The sequence below is a fragment of the Sphingobacterium sp. WOUb80 genome (assembly GCF_050058145.1).
Classification (GTDB): Bacteria; Bacteroidota; Bacteroidia; order Sphingobacteriales; family Sphingobacteriaceae; genus Sphingobacterium.
Genome location: NZ_CP165617.1, coordinates 1,450,175 through 1,464,032 on the forward strand (window position 1 = coordinate 1,450,175; position 13,858 = coordinate 1,464,032).

At 39.8% G+C, this 13,858-nt stretch carries 10 protein-coding genes; 6 read left to right on the forward strand and 4 right to left on the reverse strand.

All coding sequences use genetic code 11. From position 1 onward, the window contains the following. Window positions 1-118 precede the first annotated feature (118 nt). The 3 genes from AB1Z56_RS05715 (at window position 119) to AB1Z56_RS05725 (ending at window position 3,378) form a co-directional block, all read left to right on the forward strand. Entirely contained in the window at window positions 119-952 is an 834-nt protein-coding gene (locus tag AB1Z56_RS05715) for a phosphatase PAP2 family protein (protein WP_309360509.1), read from the forward strand. Continuing rightward, window positions 939-2,459 (forward strand): phosphoethanolamine--lipid A transferase EptA, encoded by a 1,521-nt coding sequence (gene eptA / locus AB1Z56_RS05720; RefSeq protein ID WP_426791385.1) that lies wholly within the window; start codon window positions 939-941, stop codon window positions 2,457-2,459. Before AB1Z56_RS05715 ends, eptA begins: the two co-directional genes overlap by 14 nt. Window positions 2,460-2,529: 70 nt before the next feature. Further along, complete coding sequence (locus AB1Z56_RS05725) at window positions 2,530-3,378, forward strand: class I SAM-dependent methyltransferase (RefSeq protein WP_426791386.1); 849 nt, start codon at window positions 2,530-2,532, stop codon at window positions 3,376-3,378. 91 nt (window positions 3,379-3,469) lie between these two features. Here AB1Z56_RS05725 and AB1Z56_RS05730 read toward each other — a convergent pair whose 3' ends face one another. Beyond that, the gene (locus AB1Z56_RS05730) at window positions 3,470-4,837 is read right to left on the reverse strand and encodes a hypothetical protein (protein WP_426791387.1); all 1,368 of its coding nucleotides are present in this window, start codon (window positions 4,835-4,837) and stop codon (window positions 3,470-3,472) included. 196 nt (window positions 4,838-5,033) lie between these two features. Here AB1Z56_RS05730 and AB1Z56_RS05735 point away from each other — a divergent pair, with 196 nt between their 5' ends. Continuing rightward, complete coding sequence (locus tag AB1Z56_RS05735) at window positions 5,034-5,891, forward strand: penicillin-binding transpeptidase domain-containing protein (protein ID WP_309360501.1); 858 nt, start codon at window positions 5,034-5,036, stop codon at window positions 5,889-5,891. Between the two features lie 270 nt (window positions 5,892-6,161). On the opposite strand, the gene AB1Z56_RS05740 is transcribed toward AB1Z56_RS05735, so the two are convergent. After that, window positions 6,162-6,503 carry a winged helix-turn-helix transcriptional regulator gene (locus tag AB1Z56_RS05740; RefSeq protein ID WP_309360499.1) on the reverse strand — a complete coding sequence of 114 codons (342 nt, stop codon included), beginning with the start codon at window positions 6,501-6,503 and terminating at the stop codon, window positions 6,162-6,164. 92 nt (window positions 6,504-6,595) lie between these two features. Here AB1Z56_RS05740 and AB1Z56_RS05745 point away from each other — a divergent pair, with 92 nt between their 5' ends. Beyond that, entirely contained in the window at window positions 6,596-7,231 is a 636-nt protein-coding gene (locus AB1Z56_RS05745) for a peroxiredoxin-like family protein (protein WP_309360497.1), read from the forward strand. After that, window positions 7,228-8,031 carry a DNA alkylation repair protein gene (locus AB1Z56_RS05750; protein WP_426791388.1) on the forward strand — a complete coding sequence of 268 codons (804 nt, stop codon included), beginning with the start codon at window positions 7,228-7,230 and terminating at the stop codon, window positions 8,029-8,031. The genes AB1Z56_RS05745 and AB1Z56_RS05750 overlap by 4 nt, the downstream gene beginning before the upstream one ends. A gap of 214 nt (window positions 8,032-8,245) precedes the next feature. Here the strand turns inward: AB1Z56_RS05750 and AB1Z56_RS05755 are convergent, their stop codons facing one another. Continuing rightward, window positions 8,246-9,397 carry an efflux RND transporter periplasmic adaptor subunit gene (locus tag AB1Z56_RS05755; RefSeq protein ID WP_309360493.1) on the reverse strand — a complete coding sequence of 384 codons (1,152 nt, stop codon included), beginning with the start codon at window positions 9,395-9,397 and terminating at the stop codon, window positions 8,246-8,248. Next, on the reverse strand, window positions 9,390-13,787 hold the full coding sequence (locus tag AB1Z56_RS05760; protein ID WP_426791389.1) for a CusA/CzcA family heavy metal efflux RND transporter: 4,398 nt from the start codon (window positions 13,785-13,787) through the stop codon (window positions 9,390-9,392). Before AB1Z56_RS05760 ends, AB1Z56_RS05755 begins: the two co-directional genes overlap by 8 nt. Window positions 13,788-13,858 lie beyond the last annotated feature (71 nt).

Here is a 13,858-nt window from a genome sequence, read left to right on the forward strand (position 1 = left end):
CTAATTGTTGAATGTCGGTTAACTGTTTACAACAGCATCTTTCCTGAGCGTTCGTTTAAATTCTAAATTTCTACAGAATTCGGTCCGTTCTTTACTTGATTAAAAAGACGAGTACAAGATGGATATCAATGCGACGATAATCGATAATTATAGCAGGCTTAGAAAATCGCTGTTCTTTCTGCCTTTATTTCTCCTCATTATACTTATCGTATTTCTATATTTTAATGACGCTTTAAATGTATATGGCTATACAACAATTCAAAAAAGAAGCTTTCTCACTATAAATGCTTTTTTAGGACAATATCCTATTCTCGAATCCAACTTTACACAGTTTGGAGATTGCTTAATTGGTCTGTCGCTTTTGAGTGTTTTTGTTTTTTATGGGCCTAAATTATGGGAAGCATTGCTATCAGCATCTTTTATTTCTGCCTTCTTTTCGATCCTGTTAAAAGTAATATTTGCCGTGCCACGGCCTGCCGCAGTATTCGATCCTACTAGTTTTCTGATCACAGGTAAGATACTCCTAGGCCATAATAGTTTGCCTTCTGGCCATTCTATTACCATATTTACAACATTGACCGTGATAATGTATGCTTTTATGCCTCAAAGATTGCATTATAAAATAGTATGGTTTTTGGGTTTAACATGGATTGGATTCATGCTGGCGCTATCTCGGGTAGCTTTGGGAGCGCATTATCCATTGGACGTTGTTAGCGGCTGCATTATAGGGTATCTTTCGGGACTATTGGGAATTTTTTTTAGCCGGGAATTTAAAATTTGGAACTGGATGTATAATAAACGGTATTATCCGATTTTCATTTTATTGTTCCTCGTTTTCAGTATTGTATTGCTCAATAGAATAATTAATGATAATTTGATCATATTTTATTTTACATTTATCTGCTTAATTATTGCACTTTATAAAATCATTACCGTTTATGCTAAAAAATAGCTTAAAATTAGTCCATTTTGTCATATTCATGAGTGTGTTGAATTTTATATTCTTCCATTTTCCATTTTATACTTTTGTTTTTAATAACGTTGATTACAGGAGCTTTGGCGGCATTATTCTGATTACTAGTTTAATGGTTTTAATGCTGGTCATGAATGCTTTTGTACTTTATCTGTTTTTTTCGCTGTCACGTCGTTTCGGGAAATCCATACTTGTTTTGTTCTTTCTGATCAATTCAGTCGCCGTTTATTTTGTTAATACATATAGCGTTATTTTGGATGAAACAATGATTGGTAATATATTGAATACCCGGTATTCAGAGTCCAGTGGTTTCTTTTCATTCAAATTGATAGTTTACCTAATCTTTCTTGGCATTCTTCCTAGTATCTTCATCATTAAAGCCAAAATAGTAAAGGATAGACCGAAAAAGTTCCTTATTACGTCCTCGTTATCGTTGTTATTTATTGTTATTTTAATATTTGCCAATGCAAGTAACTGGTTATGGATAGATAAGAATTCGAAGACTTTGGGCGCACTAGCCATGCCTTGGTCTTATACAGTAAATATTTCCCGTTTTTATATTCACGAATATCAAAAGAATAAAAAGGAGATATTATTGCCTGACGCGACGATAACTGACCATAGAAAAACGGTGGTCGTACTCGTTATTGGAGAATCTGCAAGAAGGGAGAATTTTTCGCTATATGGATACCAGAAAAATACGAATCCTTTGCTTTCAAAGACACCGAATCTCTATCATTTTGATGCAAATTCTTGTTCTACCTATACGACAGCAGGAGTAAAGTGTCTATTGGAGCACAAAAATACGGACGACTTATACGAAATTCTGCCAAATTACCTTTACAGAAATGATGTTGATGTTATATGGCGTACAAGCAATTGGGGCGAGCCTCCGGTACATATTAAAGAATATGAAACGAGTGATCAGCTTGCTGCAAACTGTAAAGGTGAAGGATGTGCTTACGATGAGGTTCTTTTAACAGGTTTAAAAGAACGGATATTAGCGAGTAAAAAGGATAAGATTTTTGTTGTCCTTCACACAAGTACAAGTCATGGCCCAACTTATAGCAAGAAATATCCGGCTAAATTCGAAGTGTTTAAGCCAGTTTGTAACAGTGTCGAATTGGGGAATTGTTCAAAAGAAGAGCTGATTAATGCTTACGATAATACGGTCGTCTACACAGACTATATTTTACACAATTTGATAGAAGATCTAAAGGCATTAAAAGAATATAATAGTGCAATGCTATTTGTTTCGGATCATGGAGAGTCATTGGGTGAAAATAACCTATATATGCATGGGCTTCCGATGAGTATTGCTCCAAAAGAGCAATACGAAATTCCTTTTATTGTATGGATGTCCGATAACTCGAAACAGCTGAAATCAAATAAAACCTTGACCCAAAATCATGTATTTCATAGTGTGCTGAAATTTTTGGATATGAAGAGCCCTATCTATGATGAGAATATGGATATTTTCAAATAGTATGTCATAAGCATATCAAGGATGACCGATTTGTATCATGTATGGAGACTTTAATTTAATTGAGGAAAATATGAAAGATCAACCGAGAGAATTGCCTGACAATACTGCCGCCCGGACAGCTTTGTGGCGAGCGCTGCATGTTCAAGAAGACGCTGTACCTCACATTCTTGTGGATGAGGTAGGGCTAAGACTGGTGGCCCCTGAAGATGGTTGGCAGGAGCGGCCAGATATGAAATATACAAAGCGACTTAGGGCCTCTATCGTTGGTCGCTCGCGCTTTGTTGAAGACCTGGCAAAGGAGCAATTTGAGCAGGGGGCAAAGCAATATGTCCTTTTGGGTGCCGGATTGGATAGTTTTGCGCAGAGAAATACAGCACTACTATCCGATATTGATCTTTATGAAATAGACCAGGCTGAAACATTGACCTGGAAGAAAAAGAGGCTTATCGAAAATGGTTATGAAATTTCTGCAAATTTCCACTTTGTACCTGTTAATTTTGAAGAGTCTTCTTGGTGGGATACATTGTTGGACAAGGGATTTGATATTCATAAAAAGACTTTCGTTTCCTGCACCGGAGTGACACTCTACCTGAGCAAAGAAGCAATCATGGATACACTTCAAAAAATGACTTTATTGATGCCGCAGTCTAGTATTGCTATCGCATTTTATCTTCCACTCGAACAGCTTGAGGAGGAAGACCAAGGTATGCAAGAAATGGCCATCAAAGGAGCTGAAGCGGCTGGAACACCCTTTGTGAGTTTTTTCTCTGTAGAGGAAGTCAAACAACTTGCTGAAGAAATAGGGTTAAATGATGTCCGGATTATTTCTACAGGTGACATTAGGAATGCATATTTTAAGGGGCGATCCGACGGCCTTACCCCCGCTAGTGGGGAGATTTTTCTCGTTGCAAAAGTTTAGGTCGAAGCCATCGCTGTCGCGTATGAAGGTAAAACTAATGAGATAATCAGAGCAATTTACTAGCTGAATTAATTTGCGCTTAGAAGGATGGTCATTTAACATTGTATACTTTGCTTTGAAATAATTTGGTGTCGATTTGATGTTCTTTTAAATCTTGTTCGACAAGGGATTTTATTTGCTCAAATTGTGATTCTGAAATGCCGTCCTGTTCTTTTGCCGCCATATAAAAATAGGTACCCTTGTACGATTGTACGATTGATCTCAGAGAGGCAAAGTCCATGTTGTCAAGTATATCTTTTGTTGGTTTGTCAATATTTGGTACTGTAATCGATGTCGCGAACTGGATCGGCCGAAAAGTACTGTCTTGGTTGAAGCTGCGATTATGTTTCACTGGAAATGACTCTTTCGGATTGTAAACCGCAAAGTAGACAGTTCCTGCGCTGCTGTCCTGTTGCGCAAATATACTTTTACGCATAATGCTGTAGAACTTTGCTGTTTCGTTGACTACGGAAAGCTCATAAGAGACACTATCTGGGTGTTTAATATACTGCTCTAACAATTTGTTATCCTCAACTCTTCGTAAGCCAATAACATTGATCTCAGTCGAATAAGGATCTTTGTTTATATTCGGCGTAAACTCCAGTACCGCGTCCGGATCATTCGTCAGGAGAAAGACCGGACCAAATTTAATAGAATAGCTTGCTGCAACATCGCGAGCGCGTTGAATATTGTTGCCATAGTCTGTTTCCATTTTAAGAACAGCAGACCGAAAGTTATTGGATTCGTTTTCTCTCTGCGAGCGAATAAAATCTGTACCACAAGTTTTTAGGAGCATAATTGTCCCAAATACGGCTGAAATAGGAATTGCTATATGACGATAATCTCGCTGTTTGGATTCTTTGAGCTGTCCTATGATATCATGATCTACTTTTTCGTTTGTGACACCTTCTTCAATCTGAATTTCGCGGAGATCACGAGACTTATGGTCTACCTTTTCTGTTAGCTTTAATTCTCTTTGTTCAAGATGATCTAATAGATCTTCCTTGAATGCTATAAACGTATTAATATGATCTGTAGATTTTAGATTATTAGGATTGAATAGCCAAATTAATTGCCTTCCGTCTGTCAGTCTGATGCGCATAGATGGTGGTGGCGCTATAAGAACATTATACGCTGGGATATCGGCAATTTCCTGATATTCTACGCGGCCGTAGCTTTTTGAAGTAAATCCGTCATTGTCCAATTTTATTGTGTCCCATGTGTTTGATTTTTTTAAGAAACGCCAGACACCTAAGATCATTGTCAGAATCATGAATGGTACACTGACCCAAAAAAGCCAAGAAATATAATCCATCAACCAAACGGTGACAGCGATTGTAAGAAATGGTATGCCAATCAGCACCGTGAGGAGATAGACTATTCCAATTTTGTTCTGATATTTAAAGCTATATTCTTTCATGTACTATTTTGATGGATAATCTGTTATGATCACTGAGTCTACTCAAAAGTACAGAAATAATAAGTTGTGAAAAATCCATGAAAACAGGGATTTAATTAAGTTCAGATCAGCGATGAAGCTTTTTAAAATTTTGTTTTAACTTTATCATATTTTAAGCTTCCATTGTCGCTAAACTAAATATTAATGATAGCAGGATATGTCTGTAAAAATAAAATATAATGCAATTTTCAAATGGGTTTTGTTTATACTCATTTCTGCGAGCTCTTTTGGTTTGTTGGCTCAATCTAAAAGTACCGTTAAGAAAATTATCAGATCTGATTTTCAGCAATATTTTGATCAATGTCAGGTGTCCGGTGCAATTGCGGTTTATGACAATAAACGTGGCACTTGGATTTTGTCTGACACGACAAACACACAGTCCCTAGCTTTGCCTGCATCAACCTTTAAAATTATTAATATGTTGATCGCTTTGGAGACAAAAACTATCAAAGATGAGCATAGCATTGTCCAATGGCCAGGATCGACTGATACCGTAAAATATGGCTATCGCCCCAATATTTATAAAAATATTACTGTAAAGGAAGCATTTGAAGTTTCAGCTGGTTGGGCCTTTATCGAGATAGCGAAGAAAATTGATCGTTCTGTTTATCGAAAGTATCTTGAAGCATGTGATTACGGCAATGTAGATCTTTCGGAATCAGGTAGTGATTTTTGGAATTTTGGTTCAATGGGCATTTCTCCAATCAATCAGGTTGAATTTTTGAAAAAACTTTATGTCGGAGATTTGCCTTTTGCAAAAAGGAACATGGATATCGTTAAACGTGTTATGGTTTCGGAAAAAAACGATGATTATATCATCAGATCTAAGACGGGCTGGACAATGGCCAACCAAATTAATACAGGATGGTGGGTAGGCTACGTCGAACAAAAAGGCGATGTTTATTTCTTTGCAACTAGGCTTATTCAAGATCGTAAGTTTAATCGCCCCGATTTCTCGGCCTGCCGCAAAGAGATTACCAAAAAAGTTTTAAGAGATTTAAATATTTTACCGTAAATTTTTTGGGGTTCATTTATTAAGCAATAAACAGATGGAAAATTTTGATCGAAAAAAACATTGGGAAAATATTTACGAAAACAAACCACTGGAAACGGTGAGTTGGTATCAGCACAATCGATAAGCGAATTATTTCAATCTTATTTTAAAAAAATTGAGTGTATGACAATTGACCACAGCACGCCATTCGGTACGACACAAAATTTTGTGTTTTGCAGTTTTGGTAAATAATTGTCAATATGCTAAGGTAAATGCTGCTACCTCTTTTCCCTAACTTTTATTGGAATTTGCGAGTAGGATCTCGCCCCAGGCATTTAACTTCCAGAGTACTTCCACCAAACTTTCCCCCAAAGGCGTAAGTGAATACTCTACGCGTGGTGGAAGCTCATGAAAAGACTTTTTGGATAATATTCCATCCTCGACCATCTCCGTTAACTGTTGATTTAGAACTCGTCGGTCAACTTTTGCAATGCCACGTAGCATTTCACTTGGACGTCTTTCTCCTTCGTTGATGCGCCATACAATCGGAATTTTCCATTTTCCGCTAATGGCATTCACTGCAAATTCCAAAGGACAAATTTTTTGTTTTATTGCTCTCTCTGCTATACTCATAAAATTGACTTTTTTATCCCATAGGGATAATTAGATGCGGTATTGTAGTTGTGAATAAACTTTTAAAACTTTGCAAATATAGCGCATAAGATATGAAAAATCTAGAAAACGAAATTGCTAAATTAAACGCAGATTTAGCCAATCTTCCAAGTGAAGTAAAAGAGACATTTAGAAGATCTATTGGAGAGCTGTCAGCTATGGATCTCATTGAAAGGAGCATCCAGGTCGGGGATAAGTTCCCCGATTTTGGCCTGTTAAATACAGAGAATAAGCGCATTGAATTGAGCGAACTATTAAGTAAAGGAAAGGTAATAGTCGCGTTTTTTCGCGGAAGTTGGTGTCCATATTGCAATCTCGAGTTACGGGCGTTGCAGGAAAACTTGCCTTATTTTAAAGAATACGGAGTTTCTCTCCTTGCTATTTCTCCACAAATGCCCCAATACAATGATCAGCTCAGGGGCGATCTCGCTTTAGATTTTGAATTGTTATTTGACGAAGACAATTTGCTGGCCAACAATTGTGGTATCTCATTTGAACTTCAGGATTATGCTATTTCAAGTTATGATCACTTGGGAATCAACTTGTCGGGTTACAATGGTAATGAAAACAATAGGCTACCGGTGCCCGCTGTTTTTGTGATCGAGCGGGACTATACGATATCTTATCGATTTATGGATGTCAACTATATGAATCGGCTTAATGTCGAAGAGTTAATTGCACAACTATGAGTAAAATACAACGTAAAGGAGCAAGGCGAATGGCGGATATTTCGATAGATTGCCTGGACAGTTTAAACCGCGGTGAAATTGAAACTGCAAATCTTGTGGAGTGGCTAGCTGTTGATCAACGGCTTTTACTAGAGCATATCCTTCAGCAAAATGGACGCCTTCATTATTTAAAGCCAATCTTGTTGCTGCTTGAGCAGTTACAGAAACCGACGGTAAATTCCATTAACGAAACGATCGGGCGTGCGCTGCTCGATTTGGTCACACAACATCGTGATACTATCTTCCTTACAATATTATCTAACCATGCTGCAGATCTCGTGCGTTGCTGGGCAACCTACACGATCGGAGATGATAAGCAGCTTGAAATCGAGGAACTGCTGTTTTCAATACGTCCTTTTGCGGCAGATACGCATTTTGGGGTACGAGAAATCAGCTGGATGGCGATACGTAATCGGATAGCGTTTGATCTGGACCAGAGTATTGCGGTTCTGAGTCTATGGACAATGGATAAGGATGAAAATTTGAGGCGTTTTGCTTCGGAATCGACCCGACCAAGGGGCGTATGGTGTAAGCACATAGATCGGTTGAAGCAGGAGCCAAGTCTAGCTTTGCCTATTTTAGAACCGCTAAAATCCGACCCTTCAAAATATGTTCGGGATAGCGTCGGAAATTGGCTGAATGACGCAAGCAAAAGCCAACCTGGTTTTGTTAGGGCACTTTGTCATCGTTGGGAAGAAGAAAGTGATACCAAAGAAACCAAATACATCATTAGAAAAGCACTTAGAACCATCCTGAAGTAAATATTTCCGGTATTTACCAAACAAAAAAGATGATCCCCAGCTTGAGCGACGTGTGACCCCAATCTACCACAATAAATCTAAGTTTGCTTATTCTAACTAAAACAGTTTAGACGGATGGTTGGCTTATCCGAAATTAAAAGCCGCCATTTATTATTCATAGAAGAACGATAAATGGCGGCTATCGCTTGAAATGATTTATTCGATCAGCATAATTTTACTCTTCTTTGTTTTGTGCTTTCATCAGTAAAGCGAAAGCATTTTTTAGTGCTAATTGTGTGTCTGTTCGAATGTTATCGGCTTGAATCTGCTGTTTCCCATTCTCTTGGACACCTAATTTTACTTCATTCATTTGAAATGAACCGGCGCTATGTTGCACAAATACAAAATATTTATTTTGCCAACGTACTATAGCCTCTTCGGGAACAACCATTGCCTTGGTATTATTGATATAGAGATCGCCATTCATGAACATCCCCGGGGTCAAAATAGCATCGGATTTTTGAAAACGGCATAGCACTTCGGCCATTCTATTTTCATCAAAAGTGCGGTTGACAAGAAAGACTGTGGCTGGAATTTTTCGAGCGACTTCCGTATTGGTATACGCAGAAACTGTATTTCCTATCTTGACTTTCGACAGATCTTTTTCAAACAGCTGTAGGGAAAGATACATGTCTGATGGATTAACAATCTCAAAGAGGATATCTGTGGGAGCGGTGTATTTCCCAACACTTACATTCACTTTTGTAATAAAACCATTGGTTGGAGACAATACAGGTACTTCTTTTTTGATACCTGTTGTCGTCAGTTTCTTAGGATCGATTCCGATAAGACGTAGTTTCTCCGCCAGCGAGTGAAATAGGATGCGTTCACGATCCATATCTGCTTTGGCCTGCTGGAACACCTTGTCGCTGCTTGCCTTGCTTTGATTGAGTTCGTATTGTCTTTTATATTCGGTTTCGGCAAGCACATAATTTGTCTGTGCAGTCAAATAGTCCTGTTGGAGTTGAATAAACTGCATATCTTCGATAGTTGCCAGTACCTGACCTTTTCGCACTGGTTTTCCAGGGAGCATGGTCGTCGATTTAATATAACCACCAATGGGAAAGCTTAAGCTCACAGTGCTTTCCGGCGCAACTGCGACATGGCCCTGTAATGTAATTTTACCATTGACATTTTCAAGTGTAGGGGTTCCGATAACAATACCGGCTGCTGCAATCTGTTTGGGTTCAAGCAGAACGCTTTGTGCTATAGGTGTAGAATCTATCACGGGCGCTGGCTTATTATTTTCAGTGTTTTCTCCTTGTGCACAGGCAACGAAGGAAAAAAGGATCAAACTGTATACGGTGTTTTTTAACGATTTATTCATTGTATAATTTACTTAATTGGATGGCTGCCTGATTGTAACTGTTTAATGTATTGATGTATTCGCTCTGTATGCCAATGGCTTGGTTGACAAGAATAACCCATTGTAGGTAGTCTATTTCGCCATTAACGAATTGTTGGTCGGCGGTTACAAAAATTGTATCTGCATGCTTTAATCCACGATCTTCATAATATTTTAATACCTCTTCAAACTTCTCAACTTGCTCTATAGCATTGTTTGATTCTGTTTTCAATTCACTTTTCACGTATTCAAGTTCTTTCAACTGACCTTTCCAAGCGAGTTTTGCCGCGTTTATCCGATTGGACTGCGCTCCAAAAAATAGGGGTACAGTGACACCTGCGCTGAAGTAGCTCAAACGGTCGGACGAACGATAGAATACCTCCTGACCATGGATGGTTTGTGCCCCCTGCAACGTTTGAGTATTGTATCCTATTGTAATTTCAGGAAGTAACTTTGAGCGTTCCAGCTGCCATTGCGCATGTGCGGTCTGCGTTTGCAGCTGTGCGATCTTATAGGTTGGAAGTGCTTCTGCCTGACTTGATAAGTTTAGGTGGATCGATCTAACTGACTGATATTTAATTGTATCGGATTGTGGGGTGTAACGAATACTGTCCTGCAATAAGAAATTGAATCTGTTCAGGGTGATGTTCATATCTTTTTGAAGCAGCTTTAATTGATTATTGATTTCTTGACGCTGGGTTTGGGCAGCAGTTTGCTCCAGAATATTTGCTGCACCGACGTCAAAGCGTTTGCTTGTTTTTGCTTCAAAAATGCGGTACAGACTATCTGCGCGTAACAAAAGCTCCTTTCGTTTGTCCATGGCTAGATAATCGAAATAAAGACTCTTAACTGCGGTGCGAATCTCCAGGAGATTAAATTTGGTAGATTCACGCGCCAAAGAGAGCTCGTTTTGCAAGACAGCAGTCTGTTTTTTATAAACAGCTGGAAAACTAACCGTTTGGCTGATACCGATGCGATTATCGGTATACGCACTATTTACATGGCCGTAATCGCCTGAAATAGCTAATTTAGAAGGGTCGAATCCTGTTTTGGCCAATTTTTCCTTAGCTTGTTCATAGATCCTGAGCTGTTGGATACGCGGGCTATTGTGTTCTGCACGCTGTAAGGCCTGCGCTAAAGATATAGGCTGTGCGCTGTTGACAGTTTGTGCGGAAACCTGAGCGCCTTGAAAAGAGAAACAAGACAATAGGACCAGAAGGACTATTTTGGTTAATGCCGAACTTAGCATGTTGGGGGCTTTGTCTGATTTATTAAACAACAGATATAATGCGGGCAAAACAAAGAGGGTTAGGAATGTTGCTGAAATTAAACCACCAATAACAACCGTTGCTAGTGGACGTTGTACTTCAGCACCTGCACCATTGCTCAATGCCATTGGTAAAAATCCCAAGGACGCTACAGCGGCGGTCATGAGTACCGGGCGGAGACGATTCCGAGTGCCCACCATAATCAGTTCTTGCATGTCGGTAATAATTCTTTCCTTTTTAATACGGTTAAACTCCGAGATTAAGACAATACCATTTAAAACGGCAACACCAAATAGCGCAATGAAACCAACGCCCGCCGAGATACTAAAGGGCATCCCTCGAAAGGCCAAGGCAAAAATACCTCCGATCGCTGACAGGGGAATTGCAGTGTAAATCAGGGCGCCATCTTTTAATGACGAAAATGCAAAATAAAGCATACCAAAGATTAAAAGCAGGGCGATGGGCACAGCAATGCTCAGGCGGGACTTTGCCTGTTGTAGATTTTCAAATGTACCACCATAAGTCAATGTGTAGCCTGTATCCATTTTAAGCTGGACAGCAACTTTATGCTGCAGTTCCTCCACGATACTTTGCACATCGCGCCCCCTGACATTGAAGCCCACGATAATACGGCGTCGGGCATTTTCCCGCTGGATCTGATTAGGACCCTCCACTTCATCAATATGTGCAATCTGGCTAAGTGGAATTTGTATTCCCTTGGCAGTCGTTACTTGTAGATTTCTGACATCCTCAATATTACGGCGTCCTTCATTACCCACGCGCACAACAAGATCGAAGCTCTTTTCACCTTCATAGATCTTGCCTGCAGAAGCTCCTGCAAAGGCCGAATTGACAGTACGATTGATGGAGGCGATATCGAGACCGTATTTTGCGATCTCATCTCGGTTGTAGTCTATGACAATCTGGGGCATTCCTGTAACTGATTCGACGTACCAGTCTGCAGTTCCTTTTACTGTTTTGGCAATATCGCCCAATAGATGCGCATAGTTTGCCAATTTATCGAGATCTTCGCCATAAATTTTGCACACGACATCTTGTTTTGCTCCTGTCATTAATTCATTAAAACGCATTTGCACAGGGAATTGAAAACCTGTTGTTATCCCGGGCATAACTTCCTGTGCTGTTGCCGACATCTTACTCGCCAACTCCGCAAATGATTTAGCATTTTTCCATTCCGACTTGGGTTTTAGAACAATGATCATATCACCACCTTCAATAGGCATTGGGTCTGTTGGTATCTCTGCACTTCCAATCCGCGATACAATTTTTTCTACTTCAGGATAACGGTTTTTTAAAGCTTCTGAAACTCGATCAATTGCATTTATCGTTGTTGAGAGATTGGTACCTACGAGCAGCCTTGTTTCTACAGCAAAGTCACCTTCTTCCAATTGGGGTATAAACTCACCGCCCATTTTTGAAAATACAACAATTGAAATAGCGAAAAGTATAATTGTGATGGCAACGAGTGTTTTACGAATAGCAAGTGCGCTAGTAAGTGCATTTTGATAGACCCGTTCGAGACGGGCCATAATCCGATCCGAAATATTGGGTTTATGATTGAGTTTCTTGCTCACCACCAGTGAACTTATCATTGGTACATAAGTCAAAGATAGAATGAACGCTCCTAAAATAGCGAATGCTACCGTTTGAGCCATGGGTTTAAACATTTTCCCCTCGATTCCAGTAAGCGAAAGAATAGGCAGATAGACGATTAAGATAATAATTTGCCCGAAAACCGCTGCATTCATCATTCTGGAAGCGGAAGAAGTCACTTCTTGGTCCATTTCCTGTTGGGATAAACTGTCTATGCCCTTATATTTTTTTGAAAAATGAATATGATGTAGAATGGCTTCAACAATGATAACTGCACCATCGACGATTAATCCAAAATCCAGTGCTCCTAAACTCATTAGATTGCCGCTGACACCAAATGTGTTCATCATGCTGATGGCAAAGAGTAGCGATAGCGGGATGACTGAAGCAACAATTAGACCTGCCCTCAGGTTACCTAAAAATAGCACAAGTACCAGTATGACAATGAGTGCTCCTTCCAAGAGATTGTGTTCCACTGTTCCAATGGCGTTATTTACCATTTTCGTGCGGTCGAGGAAGGGCTCGATAAGGACACCTTTGGGAAGTGTTTTCTGAATTTGATCGACTTTGTCTTTGACGATTTTGATCACATCCGAAGAGTTTCCACCTTTGAGCATCATGACAATACCACCGCATACCTCGCCTTGTCCCGCCATGGTTAGTGCGCCATAACGAATCGCTGAGCCCAGCTTGACTTCTGCGACGTGATGGATGAGGATAGGTACGCCAGCATTATCTTTGACCACAATTTTATTGATGTCGGCTATGGATTTTGTCAAGCCAACACTTCGGATATATAATACTGCGGGGCCTTTTTCGATATAAGCGCCGCCGGTATTTTGGTTGTTGTTTTCGAGTGCCGCAAAGATGTCACTTATGCTGATATTTAAGGCTTTTAGCCTGGATGGGTTTACAGCAACCTCATATTGTTTGAGTTCTCCACCAAATGTAGCAACATCCGCGACTCCCGGAGTTCCAAGAAGTTGACGGCGTACGGTCCAGTCCTGAATGGTGCGCAAGTCTGCTAGCGAATAGGTCTGTTCATAACCCTTTTCCGGTTTGAGGACATACTGGTAGATTTCCCCAAGCCCTGTAGTGACGGGAGCGAGTGTAGGAGCACTTGCATTTTCGTTAATTTCAATTTGTGCGAGACGTTCTGTGACTTGCTGTCTCGCCCAATAGATATCGGTGCCATCTTCAAATACGATGGTTACTAACGATAGGCCGAACCGCGACATACTTCGGCTTTCTTTGATTTCGGGAACATTGCTGACAGCCAATTCCACGGGAAAGGTGATAAGACGTTCAACGTCTTCGGCACCAAGGGAGGGCGCGGTCGTGATGACCTGAACTTGATTGTTCGTAATATCTGGTACGGCATCGATAGGCAACTTAGTCAATTGGTAGATGCCGTAGCCGATCCATACCAATATAAATAGACCAATTGCCAGTTTGTTTCGAACTGAGAATTGTATTATTCTATTAAGCATTTTAGTAAAATCTAAATTATAAGAAATCGTGCAAACCTTATTTTGGGACAAAAAAAGGACCTGCAACTTGA

Bases quoted from the DNA above. Each gene is read 5' to 3' on its own strand.
- AB1Z56_RS05715 (WP_309360509.1), top strand. From the start codon at position 119: ATGGATATCAATGCGACGATAATCGATAATTATAGCAGGCTTAGAAAA.
- eptA (WP_426791385.1), top strand. From the start codon at position 939: ATGCTAAAAAATAGCTTAAAATTAGTCCATTTTGTCATATTCATGAGT.
- AB1Z56_RS05725 (WP_426791386.1), top strand. From the start codon at position 2,530: ATGAAAGATCAACCGAGAGAATTGCCTGACAATACTGCCGCCCGGACA.
- AB1Z56_RS05730 (WP_426791387.1), bottom strand. From the start codon at position 4,837: ATGAAAGAATATAGCTTTAAATATCAGAACAAAATTGGAATAGTCTAT.
- AB1Z56_RS05735 (WP_309360501.1), top strand. From the start codon at position 5,034: ATGTCTGTAAAAATAAAATATAATGCAATTTTCAAATGGGTTTTGTTT.
- AB1Z56_RS05740 (WP_309360499.1), bottom strand. From the start codon at position 6,503: ATGAGTATAGCAGAGAGAGCAATAAAACAAAAAATTTGTCCTTTGGAA.
- AB1Z56_RS05745 (WP_309360497.1), top strand. From the start codon at position 6,596: ATGAAAAATCTAGAAAACGAAATTGCTAAATTAAACGCAGATTTAGCC.
- AB1Z56_RS05750 (WP_426791388.1), top strand. From the start codon at position 7,228: ATGAGTAAAATACAACGTAAAGGAGCAAGGCGAATGGCGGATATTTCG.
- AB1Z56_RS05755 (WP_309360493.1), bottom strand. From the start codon at position 9,397: ATGAATAAATCGTTAAAAAACACCGTATACAGTTTGATCCTTTTTTCC.
- AB1Z56_RS05760 (WP_426791389.1), bottom strand. From the start codon at position 13,787: ATGCTTAATAGAATAATACAATTCTCAGTTCGAAACAAACTGGCAATT.